Origin of the sequence: Nocardia aurantia, from assembly GCF_009604425.1 — a bacterium.
Lineage (GTDB): Bacteria > Actinomycetota > Actinomycetes > Mycobacteriales > Mycobacteriaceae > Nocardia > Nocardia aurantia.
Genome location: NZ_WEGI01000004.1, coordinates 87,470 through 99,337, shown reverse-complemented (window position 1 = coordinate 99,337; position 11,868 = coordinate 87,470). Strand labels below are relative to the sequence as shown.

At 69.5% G+C, this 11,868-nt stretch carries 11 protein-coding genes; 3 read left to right on the top strand and 8 right to left on the bottom strand.

Annotation, left to right across the window (positions count from 1 at the left end; genetic code table 11):
- Window positions 1–21: 21 nt before the first annotated feature.
- A complete protein-coding gene (locus NRB56_RS09775) occupies window positions 22–2,268 on the top strand; it encodes an MMPL family transporter (protein WP_227837463.1) in 2,247 nt (748 codons plus the stop codon).
- A gap of 117 nt (window positions 2,269–2,385) precedes the next feature.
- Window positions 2,386–3,705, top strand: a complete 1,320-nt coding sequence (locus NRB56_RS09770; RefSeq protein WP_153340659.1) for a flavin-containing monooxygenase — start codon at window positions 2,386–2,388, stop codon at window positions 3,703–3,705.
- A 32-nt stretch (window positions 3,706–3,737) separates the two neighbouring features.
- Here the strand turns inward: NRB56_RS09770 and NRB56_RS09765 are convergent, their stop codons facing one another.
- The 7 genes from NRB56_RS09765 to NRB56_RS09735 all read right to left on the bottom strand — a co-directional run bounded on the left by NRB56_RS09765 (window position 3,738) and on the right by NRB56_RS09735 (window position 9,848).
- Window positions 3,738–4,079, bottom strand: coding sequence for a hypothetical protein (locus NRB56_RS09765; protein ID WP_153340657.1), 342 nt, complete (start codon window positions 4,077–4,079; stop codon window positions 3,738–3,740).
- A gap of 23 nt (window positions 4,080–4,102) precedes the next feature.
- The gene (locus NRB56_RS09760; RefSeq protein WP_153340655.1) at window positions 4,103–5,365 is read right to left on the bottom strand and encodes a DUF58 domain-containing protein; all 1,263 of its coding nucleotides are present in this window, start codon (window positions 5,363–5,365) and stop codon (window positions 4,103–4,105) included.
- Window positions 5,362–5,844, bottom strand: a complete 483-nt coding sequence (locus tag NRB56_RS09755) for a hypothetical protein (RefSeq protein WP_153340653.1) — start codon at window positions 5,842–5,844, stop codon at window positions 5,362–5,364. Before NRB56_RS09755 ends, NRB56_RS09760 begins: the two co-directional genes overlap by 4 nt.
- Entirely contained in the window at window positions 5,841–6,794 is a 954-nt protein-coding gene (locus NRB56_RS09750; RefSeq protein WP_227837525.1) for a DUF4129 domain-containing protein, read from the bottom strand. The genes NRB56_RS09755 and NRB56_RS09750 overlap by 4 nt, the downstream gene beginning before the upstream one ends.
- A gap of 361 nt (window positions 6,795–7,155) precedes the next feature.
- Window positions 7,156–8,145: an AAA family ATPase gene (locus NRB56_RS09745; RefSeq protein ID WP_153340649.1), complete on the bottom strand. Its 990-nt coding sequence runs from the start codon at window positions 8,143–8,145 to the stop codon at window positions 7,156–7,158.
- 3 nt (window positions 8,146–8,148) lie between these two features.
- A complete protein-coding gene (locus tag NRB56_RS09740) occupies window positions 8,149–9,003 on the bottom strand; it encodes an ABC transporter permease (protein WP_153340647.1) in 855 nt (284 codons plus the stop codon).
- The gene (locus tag NRB56_RS09735; protein ID WP_153340645.1) at window positions 9,003–9,848 is read right to left on the bottom strand and encodes an MlaE family ABC transporter permease; all 846 of its coding nucleotides are present in this window, start codon (window positions 9,846–9,848) and stop codon (window positions 9,003–9,005) included. Before NRB56_RS09735 ends, NRB56_RS09740 begins: the two co-directional genes overlap by 1 nt.
- A 622-nt stretch (window positions 9,849–10,470) precedes the next feature.
- Between NRB56_RS09735 and NRB56_RS09730 the strand changes: the two genes are divergently transcribed.
- Window positions 10,471–11,232: an AfsR/SARP family transcriptional regulator gene (locus NRB56_RS09730; RefSeq protein WP_153340643.1), complete on the top strand. Its 762-nt coding sequence runs from the start codon at window positions 10,471–10,473 to the stop codon at window positions 11,230–11,232.
- On the opposite strand, the gene NRB56_RS09725 is transcribed toward NRB56_RS09730, so the two are convergent.
- Window positions 11,219–11,824, bottom strand: coding sequence for a TetR/AcrR family transcriptional regulator (locus tag NRB56_RS09725; RefSeq protein ID WP_153340641.1), 606 nt, complete (start codon window positions 11,822–11,824; stop codon window positions 11,219–11,221). The genes NRB56_RS09730 and NRB56_RS09725 overlap by 14 nt on opposite strands.
- Between the last annotated feature and the right edge of the window lie 44 nt (window positions 11,825–11,868).

Sequence of the window (11,868 nt, the reverse complement as noted above, 5' to 3'; positions counted from 1 at the left end):
GGAAATACCATGCTGACCAAAATGGCCGAGCTAGCCCTGCGGTCCCCCCGCCGCGTCGCCGGTGTGGTTTTGGCGTTGTTCGTGGCGGCCGCGGCGTTCGGATTGCCGGTCACCACGAAACTGCTCGCCGGCGGTTACGACGTCCCCGGCACCGAATTCACGCAGGCCGAGCAAATTCTCGCCGACAAGTTCGACACCGGCGGTTTCACGCTGATCATGACGGTGACCGATCCGGCGGGCGTCGACAGCGATGCCGCGAAGGCCCGCGGCGCGGACGTCGTCGCCGGACTGCATCGCAGTCCCTATGCGCGGCAGATCATTTCGTACTGGGCGACGCCGCCGCGGTTCGCCGGCGCGCTCGTCGGCCGCGACCACACCACGGCCCTGGTGGTGGCGCAGGTATCCGGCAACGACCGGGACGCACCACAGCGCGCGCACGACATGTCCGCCGAACTGGCCGGCGACCGCGACGGGGTCACCGTGCACGCCGGCGGCGAGGCCATCTCCCAGTACGAGCTGAACCGGCAGTCCCGGGTCGACCTCGTGACACTGGAGCTGGTCGCCGCGCCGTTCACCTTCCTCGCCCTGGTCTGGATCTTCGGCAGCGTGATCGCCGCGATCCTGCCGCTGGCCGTGGCGGGCTTCGCGATCGCGGCCACCACCGCCGCGCTGCGCACGCTGTTCGCCTTCACCGATGTCGCGGTTTTCGCGCTGAATCTGGCGACCGCACTGTGCCTCGCGCTGGCGGTCGACTACACGCTGTTCATCATCAACCGCTACCGCGAGGAGGTCGCCGCGGGCGAACCGCGGGACCGGGCGCTGATCCGCACCATGAACACGGCGGGCCGCACGGTCATCTACTCCGCGCTCACCGTGGTGGTCACGGCCGCGACCATGTTCGCCTTCCCGATCTACTTCCTGCGCTCACTGGCCTACGCGGGTCTCGCGGGGGTCGGATTCTCGCTGCTCGGCTCGCTGCTCGTGGCGCCGACCCTGATCGTGCTGCTCGGCGACAAGCTCGACGCGGGCGATATCCGCAAGCCGATCCGGCGGCTGCTGCGCCGGCCGGAACCGGTGCCGAAGGCGCCGGAGCAGACCTTCTGGTATCGCACCGCCACGTTCGCGATGCGCCGGGCGGTGCCGGTGATCGTCGTGCTGGGCGCGCTGTTCCTGCTGCTCGGATCGCCGCTGCTGGGCACCCGGATGGGCTATCCGGACGACCGCGTGCTGCCCACCTCCTCGTCGGCGCGGCAGGTCGGCGAGATCCTGCGCGGCCAGTTCTCCGAGGGTGAGCTGGGCGTGGTGCACATCGTGATGCCCAGCGGCGCATCGTCTTCGCCCGCGCTGAGCAGATACGCCATCCAGCTGTCCAAGATCCCCGGCGTCAACACCGTTTCCGCACCCGGCGGGGTCTACGCCCACGGCGAGCTCATCAGCATCGTCACCGTCGACTCCGCGCAGAAGGGCGACGCCGCCTACCTGGCCGTCACCACCGACGCGGATCCGCTGTCGCCGGCCGGGCAGGATCAGCTCGCCACGCTGAAGGAGGTACCCACGCCCGCGCCCGCGCTGTTCACGGGCCTGGCCCAGCGCGAACGCGACGACGTGCACGGCATCGTCGAGCGGTTGCCGTGGATGCTGGCGCTGATCGCGATCTCCACGCTGGTGCTGATCTTCCTGATGACCGGCAGCGTGGTGCTGCCGATCAAGGCGCTGATCATGAACATGCTGTCGCTGACGGCCGCCTTCGGCGTGATGACCTGGATCTTCCAGGACGGGCACCTCGGCGGCCTCGGTACGGTCGCGACCGGTTCGTACAACTACACGATGCCGCCGCTGCTGGTCTGCCTCGCGTACGGATTGTCCATGGACTACGAGGTTTTCGTGCTCTCCCGGATGCGCGAGGAGTGGCTGCGCTCCGGCGGCACCGCGGCGGACAACCAGCGCGCGGTGGCCCTCGGCCTGGCCCGCACCGGCCGGATCGTCACCGCGGCCGCCACGGTGATGGCGATCGTCTTCCTCTCCATCACCACCGCGCAGGTGTCGTTCATGCGCGCCCTCGGCGTCGGCCTGGCGCTGACCGTCGTGCTGGACGCATTCCTGGTGCGCCCCTTGCTGGTTCCCGCCTTCATGCGGCTGCTCGGCCGCGCCAACTGGTGGGCGCCCGGTCCACTGGCCCGCTGGCACGCCCGGCGGGGCTTCACCGAGACCGAACACGAGACCGTCGCCGAGGTGGAACCGGCTCCGCGCACGGACATTTCGGTCTGACGTTGCCACCGTCCGGCCGATAACCGGTGTCAGCCGGACATCAGGCGCGCCCACCATAGTGGGACCCCGACGCCCGCCTCGAACCATGGGGCGGGCCTTGGGGCAGGGAGAGCGAACATGCTGGGCAGCAACGAAATCGGTCCGAACACGGGGATTCGGAGGTTCGACGGACCGGTGATCATCGGCGCGGGCCCCGCCGGGCTGGCGACCGGCTACGCGCTCACCCGCGCCGGCGTCCGGCCCGTGCTCCTGGAACGTGGCGACAATGTCGGCCAGAGCTGGCTCGGACATTACGACTCGCTGCGCCTGAACTCGCCCCGCGTCCTGTCGTCACTGCCGGGCATGCTGATCGACAACGGCGCCGGGCAATTCCCCTCCCGCACGGACTTCCTGCTCTACCTCGAGCGCTACGCCCGCCGCTGGGAACTCGACATCGAGTTCGGGGTGAACGTCCGCCGATTGGAACGCGCCGACGGCGGCTGGCTGCTGCACACCGACTCGGGATGCCTGTGGGCGCCGCAGGTGGTGGTGGCCACCGGCGCCTACGCCGAGCCGACGATACCGCAGTGGCCCGGCCTGTCCGAATTCACCGGAGAGTTGTTGCACGCCAGGGACTATCGCAACGCGAAACCCTACGCCGGCCGGACCGTGCTCGTGGTGGGCGCCGGGCAGAGCGCCGCCGACGTCGCGCTGGAATGCGCCGCCGGTGGCGCACGGCGAGTGTGGATCTCGGTGCGGCGGCCACCGCACATCTCCCCGCCGGCGGTACTCGGCATCTCCCCCACCACGTTCACCTTCTTCGTGAAACGGTTCGGGCGCTGGGCCGATCCGATCCTGGACCCGTTCACCACCTTCCTGCAGTACTGCATCCGGTTCTTCTACTACGGCGACATCTCCCGATTCCGGTTCGCCGTCCCCGAACTCGGCCTGATCAGGACGGTCCGCGAGACCGGGCACGGCTACATCATCGACCGCGGCCTGATGGCCGCACTGCGCTGCGGACAGATCGAAACCGTCGCCGCGGTAACGGGTTTCGACGAATCCGAGGTGCTGCTCGCCGACGGCAGCCGCCTGCCCGCCGATGTCGTGGTGTGCGCGACCGGCGCCCGGCCGGGCCTGGAGTCGCTCGTCGGCCATCTCGACGTGCTCGACCACAACGCGCGCCCGCACGCCTTCGGCACTTCCGTCCCGAAGGCGCCGGGCCTGTACTTCATCGGCTTCCGGCTCCTCGGCGACCTACCCGACTTCCGGCTGGATGCCCGGGCCATCGCCCGCGCCATCACCGGTAGGCGAATCGTGCTCCCCCGCACCCTTTTCCGCCGCCACCGCAAGCATCGCTACCAGCGCGCCTGGACCCCGCTGCGCCTCCCGCTGACCCCGCCGGACCGCGACATCCCCCAGAACAACCGTCCGGCACCGGCACGAGCGCTCGGCTGAGCCGGGCCACCGACCGGGCCCTCGCACTCCGGTCATCGCCGGACCGGGACGACCACCAGCGCGAGCGCGGTGAACGGGGCCAGCACCGGGATCCACCGCAGATGGACCGGCATCAGCAACACAGCGGCCGCCACGAGGGTGAACGACACCGCACCGACGACGACCGCGGCCCGATCCGCCGGAGCAGGCCGCACGGAGCTCCGGATCCGATGCACCACAACGAGATATGCGGTCGCCCCCAACCCGCCGGCCGCGTACTCGATCACCCCGCCCCGCGCCACCAGCAGAGCCCCCACCACCGCGAGCACCGCGACCGGAGTCAGCCGGGGCCACCGGACGCCGGCGGCGAGCAGCACCACCGTAGCCAGGACCATCGGAAGCAGTGGAACGGCAGATGTCATCGCGCGACTCCGATGTGCCCGGCGTCGCGGCGGGACCGGCCGGTCCACAGGACCTCCGCGAGGGTGCGATCGTCGTCCCAGGCGAGGACCTCGACGCCGACGGTGGCGAGGTCGCGGTACATCGCGGCGCGTTCCAGGCTCCACCATCGCGACAGCATCGGATCCTCCGGTTCCTCGAACGGTGTGCCGGACAGGGTGTCGACTACCCGGACCGGGTGCCGGCGGCGGTGCAATTCGATCAGCGAGAGGCCGAACGAGGCGTCGAGCAGGGTCGAGAAGGCGACGATCGACGTATGCGGTGGCAGCGCCTGCCGGGGCAGCAAGGTGCCCGGCACCGCCGACATTCCGGCCTCGTTCGCGTCGAGGACCGCCGCGACGATCCGGTACAGCTGGTGCCGGCCGTCGCGGACGTCGAGCCAGCGGGTGTCGCCGCCGAGCAGGGCGATGCCGACCCGGTCACCGCTCGCCAGTGCCGAGCGTGCGAGTTGCGCGGCCCCGCGCACGGCGCGATCCAGCGATCGGGTGGCGGGACCGCCGGCTTGCGGTGCGGTATCGAGCAGCAGCACCAGATCGGCGGCATGCTCCCGGTACCGCTCGGCCACGTGCAGCGCGCCGCGGCGTGCGGTCGTGCGCCAGTCGATCGATCGAACACTGTCACCCGGCACGTACATTCGCGTATCGGCGTACTCGGTGCCGGAGCCACGCCGCCGGGTGCGGTGGGTACCGGCGCGGTCGGGCAGCACCGGCGGATCGAGATCGATCCGCTGCGGGTCGGCCCGGGGGTAGACGTGCAGCCGCAGCGGACGGTGAATCGTGGTGGCCAGCACCAGCCCGAGCGGATCGACGGCCGTGACCAGCACCGGCGGTGCGTAATCGCCCCACCGCCCGGTGGTGATCCGGAGCGTGAGCACGGCCCGGTCCGGTCCGGTCGCGGTATCGAGAGACAGTCCGTCGACCGGCGGTACCGCCAGGCGCATCTCGGCCTCACCGCCCGACACCTCGGCCGTCAGCGTGACTTCCAGCTCCTCGGTCTCGAAGCAGCGCACGATGCCCGGCTCCGACGCCGTCACCCGGACCGAACCCCGCGGCGGCCGCCACAGCCCCGCGACCAGGACGCCGACCATGGGAGCCGCGAACACCGCCACCTGCGGCTGCCGCAGCGCGACCGCGACCGCCAGCACGAGACCCGCAGCCGTCACGAGGGCCACGGCCAGCGGCGACGGCCGCCGGATCCGGTGCGGCTCGGCGGTTTCCGTCACAGTCGCTCCAGCCGGTCGATGATCTCGAGCAGCACGCCGCGGCCGGGCCCCGGGTCGGATCGCCGGTCCGGCGCGGCGGCCGACGGATCCACCCACGGCCACAGCGCCGCACCGAAGTGCGCCGTGCCGACCTGGGCGACCAGCCGCCGATCACCGACCGCCTTGTGCCCCAACGACATCGCGAATTCGCGCGCGAGCACCGGACGCAGGTGCCGATCCCAGTCACCGCGCGAGGAATCGGCGAAGTCCAGCAGAGCCGCCGTGCGGGCGAGCCAGCGCTCGATCGGCTCCGGTGTGGGCGCCTCCGTTTCCGCGTGATCGCGCGGGCCCGGATCCGCGGCCGGTCGCAGCACCGCCAGCACCAGCAGCAGTCCGACTCCCCCGACCGGTAACAACAACGACCGGCAGCAGCACAGCAGCACGATCTCCACGCCGGCCAGCAGGACGATTCCCGCGACCGCGATTCGGCCGAAAGTCATTGCCGCACCTCCAGTTCCGCCAGCACCTCGGCGAGCAGCCCGGCCGCGGCCGTACGATGCGCGTCGGTGATCGGATGGCCGCTGAACCGGGCCTCCGCGAACAGCTCCACCAGCCCGGTGGCCGCCCGCCGCCGGATCACGCCCTTGGCGACCGCTCGCGCCAGCACTTCGCTCGCGGTATCGGACCGTGCCGGTGCGACATCCCGGATCTCCGTGAGCGCGTTCTCCATCGCGGTGTAGCAGGCGATGATCGCTCCCCGCGCGTCGGCGCCGCCCTCGATCACCTCGGCCAGGCCACGTTCGGCCGCGGTCGCGAGCACCCGGACCACGATCGCGTCGTCGTCCTCGTCCGGAGCCGCGACCTCGGTTCGCTTCCTGCCGGACCGGGCGGCGATCACGGTCCCCGCCAACGCCACCGCGACGACCACCCCACCGGTCGCGGCCGCGACCACGAGATTCGGCCCCTCGCCCGCCGAAGGCGAAACAGGCTGCGGCGCAGAGTCATCCGTCCGACCGGCCGTCCTGTCGGTGGTCTCCGCCGGTGACCGCGTCGCGGCGGGACGAGCCGGCAACCCGGCTCCGATCGCCATCGCTGCGATGATCCCCGCCGTCACCGCGAGCGCGGCCCCGAGAAATATCCACTGTCGCAACCCGAAACGCCACGTTCGCCACGGCACGGAAGTCTCGGCCGCCGCCGTGGCGGCCCGCTCGTTCCCGTGGCGCAGGTACCGGAACAACGCCGCCGCGATCACGCTCACCGCCGCGACACCCAGCACGACCAGCACCGCCACCGATTGCGATCGGGAGGAGGAGACCGGAACCGGTTGCCCCGCGCCGGTTCCCGCCGGAATCTCCCCCTGCAACGCGACTACCGTCAGCACGAGCGCCACCAACGCCAGCGCGGATCGCACTGCCGTCCCCCGCCGCACCCCACCGTCCCGGACTACCATCACGGCCCCCACTCCCGCGCGACCGCGGCACAGCCCGGTCGGGCACGGTGGTCGCGGCCCCCTGCGCCGCGACCACCACGATCCACCTCACGACACGCGCCCGGTATCTCGGCCACCACCCGGATATCGAGCCCGGGTCCGCGCCGGATCCCCCGCCTGCGCTGGTCGCCGAACGCCCACCGGCGACCCGAACAGGCAAGCGCGACTGTCCCGTTCGACGGCACCGCATCGGCGTCGGATCCCATCGAGGGGCCGGGGCCGTCCCGCTCGGCGGCCGCGTCCCCGGCAACCGTGCCTCCCGGCCCGTCCTGCGCGAGGTGCGGCGCAACGGAACCCATTCCGAGACAACGACTTCCGGAAGTCATTCGCCGACCCGTGCGTCGGCCCGGGGCGCGGGAACCCGGGTGAGGATCTCGGTGACCACGTCCTCGCTGCGGATCCGGCGCACCCACATCTCCGGCCGGACCGTGACGCGATGCGCGAACGTGGCCACGGTCAAGGCCTTCACGTCCTCGGGGATCACGTAGTCGCGGCCCGCCAGCACCGCCCGGGCGCGGGACAGTTGCAGCAGATCGAGTTCGGCGCGGGGACCGGCGCCGATGTCGACGTGCGGATGCCGGCGGGTGGCGGTGGCCAGTGCCACCACGTATTCCAGGATGTCGTCGTGCGCGGCCACCCGTTCCACGCTGCGTTGCAACGCCGGGAGCCCCGCGGCATCGAGCACCGGGTGGACCCGCGGTTCGCGGGCCGCGCGGTCCAGCCGACGACGCAACATCGCCAGTTCATCGGCGGAATCCAAGTAGCCGAGCCGAATTCGCACGGCGAAGCGATCCAATTGCGCCTCGGGCAGCGCGTAGGTGCCCTCGTGCTCGATCGGATTCTCGGTGGCGATCACCAGGAACGGCGTGGGCAGCGGCCGGGTGCGGCCGTCGACGCTGACCTGCCCCTCGGCCATTCCCTCCAGCAGCGCCGCCTGCGTCTTCGGCGGGGTGCGGTTGATCTCGTCGGCGACCAGGACATTGGTGAAGATCGGTCCGGGCCGGTACTCGAAGGCGCCCGTCGCGAGGTTGTAGACGGTGGATCCGACCACGTCCGCGGGCAACAGGTCCGGAGTGAACTGGATCCGGGTGACCTCCAGCCCCAGCACCGTCGCGAACGAGCGGGCGATCAGGGTCTTGCCCAGGCCGGGCAGGTCCTCGATGAGGATGTGGCCGCCGGCCATCGCGGTCAGCAGGACCGTGGTGAGCGCGGCGCGCCGGCCGACGATGACGCGCTCCAGTTCGGCCAGCACCGCCCGGGCCCGATCGGTGACGGTGTCGCCGTCGAGTCGACTTCCGTTGTAGGCGTTCATATCTCACCCCGAGAATCGGGCCGCTCCGGCGGTGGTGCCCCAGATGGCCAGGGACATGAACAGATTCGAGGTGACCATGACGATGATCGACATCCGGATCGCCCGGCCCGCCGCCACCCCGACACCCTCCGGGCCGCCGGTCGCGAAATAGCCGTAGTAACACTGGATGAAGGTGGTCAGCGAGACCAGGATCAGCATCTTCAGCATCGAGCGCAGCAGATCCCCCGGCACCAGGAACAGGAAGAAATAGTGCTGGTAGGTCCCGCCGGGCAGGCCGCCGATCACCTCGACCACCAGTTGCGTGGAGAGGTACGAGATCGCCAGCGCGCCCAGGTACAACGGCAGCGCGACCACGGCGACGGCGATCACCCGGGTGGTGACCAGATAGGGCAGCGGCCGGATGGCGATGGATTCCAGCGCATCGATCTCCTCGGAGATCCGCATCGCGCCGAGTTGCGCGGTGAACCGGCAGCCGGCCTGCACGATGAAGGCCTGGGTGGCGAGGATGGGCACGATCTCGCGGGTGGCGCCGAGCGCCGAGATCGCCCCCGTGGCCTGGCCGACGCCGAGCAGGTTCAGGTTGTTGAACGCCTCGATACCGATGGTCATACCGCCGAAACCGCAGATCACGAGCACCACGCCGATGGTGCCGCCGCCGGCGACGAGGGTGCCGTTGCCCCAGGTGACGTCGGAGATGAGCCGCAGCACCTCCCGGGAGTAGTTGCGCATCGCGACCGGGACGGACAGGAACGTGCGCACCAGGAAGAAGACCTGGTGCCCGGCGGCGGCCAGCAGGTTGACCGGCCCGCGCAACAGGCGCATCGGTCGGGCGGCGGCGGGGATGTAGGTCGCGGACATCAGATCACCCGGCTCGGGAACAGCACGTTGTAGACCTCGGAGATGAGCACATTTGCGCCGAACAGGATCAGCGCCGACTGCACGACGGCGGCGTTGACCGCGTTCGCCACCCCGCCGGGGCCGCCGCGCGCGTTGAGTCCGTGGTATCCGGCGATCACCGCGGTGAACAGGCCGAACAGCAGCGATTTGACCAGTGCCACCATCAGATCGGACGGGGTCGCGAAGCTCACGAAGGCATGGATGAACGACCCCGCCGTCCCGCCCTCCTGATAGACGTAGAACCAGAACGTCGCGGCGAAGCCGACGAACACCACGAATCCGCACAGCAGGACGCTGACCAGCATGGCCGCCACCAGCCGCGGCGCGACCAGCCGCTGCAGCGGATCGACACCCATCGTGCGCATCGCGTCGATCTCCTCGCGGATGGTGCGGGAACCGAGATCCGCGCAGACGGCCGACCCGACCGCGCCCGCGATCATCATCGACGCGACCAGCGGCGCACCCTGTTTCAGCACCCCGATCCCGACCGCCGAGCCGATGAACGAATCCGCGCCCACCTGCTGGATCACCGCGCCCACCTGGAGTGCGATCACCACGCCGACCGGGACCGCGACGATCATCGTCGGTATCGCCGACACGCTCGCCATGAACGAGCACTGGCGGACGAACTCACGCCAGGGAAAAGTACCGCGGACCAGGGAGATCGCGAGACCTCGGAGCAGTTCCCACCCCATCGCCAACTGCCGGCCCACGGTATCCATCGAGCGCCTGGGATGGTCGTCCCAGAACCTCACCACCCGGGCCCGAGCCGTCACGCGGGCGGGCACGACATCGACCGAACTCATGCCAACTCACCTGTCTAGAGTCTGTGACATACTTCGTGTATGTGAGTATGCGCCGGGGATGCGTGATGTCAAGAGCAGGATCGAGGACACGCGTACTCCGACCGGCGTTCCGCCACCTGCACCGGACCGCTCGCCGGACCGCTCGCCATCGGGGCAAGCCCCGAAAGTCTGGGGCAGGGGGGCGCTTCCGCGTGCTCGAGATCACATCTGAATCGACACTCTTCGGACAATTACCTTGAGTTCACAATACGATCGCACGTATTCTTGCTTGTATGCCGTCCAGGAGCGCTTCACCAGAGCACTGCGGAACGAATTTCGGCCAACCGCCGGAAGACTCGTCGGCGGCACATCGAAAGCGGGGGTGACAGCCGGAAGTGCTGGTGGCACCACAATTATCGGCTTTCCGGCGCCGTTCTCACCGGTCAACATCGAGACATAAAGTTCGCATGCCGCACGGTATCAGATACCGAACGGTTTCCACGGGGGGAATCGGACAACGTGGTCATCGTCCACCCGGGTGAATAGCGATTTCCTCGCACAGTACCGGATACAACCGTTGTTCGCCGGTTGGGTCCGAACTCGGCAGGGTTCGGCCGAAAGGTACCCACCAGACGGAGGATTGGTGAATACGACATCGATCGAGATCAACGTGCTGGGCCCACTACAAACACGCTGCGGAACCGGACTCGCACAGCTCAGCGGCACGAAGATGCGAAGCATCCTGGCCTTGCTGGCATATCGCGCCGGCGATACCGTCCGCCGCGACGAATTGGTCGAGGAATTGGCGCTCGATCGCTCGACGGGAGATCCTGTCAATGCTCTGCACGCCAATATGACGCGACTTCGGAAGTGGATTCAATTTCATTCACCGGACGATCGCGTATTGGAGACCGTAGGGTCGGGTTATCGGCTCAACATCGAACGTTCCGCCGTCGACGCGCATCGATTCGCGACCCGTGTGGAGAACGCATTGAATCTCGCACCGGCGGCGCCCTCGGTGGTGGCCGCCGTACTCGACGACGCACTGGCACTCTGGCGCGGTGACGCACTTCTCGATGTTTTCGACGGACCCCTGCTGTGTTCCATTGCCGACGAACTGCACAGATTACGGGCGGCATCCCGCGAAGAATTGGTGCACGCCTGGATCGAATTGGGCCGGCACCAGAAAGCGATCGTGAACGCGAAACGATTCCTCGTGGATGATCCCCTGAACGAACGACTGCATTCGGCACTGGTCGTGGCGTTGCGCCGGATCGGCCGGCACGCCGAGGCGGTGGAGTCCTACCAGTCCGCGGAGCGGATCCTGCGGGACGAACTCGGCATCCCGCCGAGCACCGGCCTGCGCGCGTCGCTGCACGACCGGGCGACCGTCATGGCGCCCTGAGCAATTCGTCGACGGTCCGCCGCAATTTCGTCATCGCCTCGGTATCACCGAGCCGCAGCCGGGTGTTGGCGGCCAGCAGCAGGGCGTCGAGCTGGAAGACCGTCAGCTCGACGTCCCGCTCGGCGACCTCGCCGGCGGAGATCGCGGTGCCCAGTTCCCGGGTCAGCAGATCGGTCCATTCCCGGGAACTCGCGACCAGCGCGTCCCGCACCGGACCGGGTTTGTTGCCGAAGCGGACCAGGTTGGCGCCCCAGAAACAGCCACCGCGGAACAACGGGGCGGCCGCATACTCGATCCAGCGCTCGATCAGGGCCCGCAGTGTGGCCAGTCCCGGCGCGGCCGAGTCGGACGCGGTCACGACGGATTCGGCGAACAGCGAACGGGCGGCCTCGACGGCGGCCAGTTGCAGCCGCTCCTTCGTCACGAAGAGGGTCTGCACGCCGCTCTTGCTGAGGCCCAGGTCCTCGGCGAGGCGGCCCAGACTGAGGCCGTCGAGCCCGTCCTGGGAGGCGATGTCGGCGGCGTGGCGGGCGATGATGCGACGGGTCCGAGCGCCCCGGAGCACGCGCTTGTCGGCTGTCGGCGGAGCCATATTCAAAGCATACGACCGCACGTTATTTCTCGTCCGCACGGTTT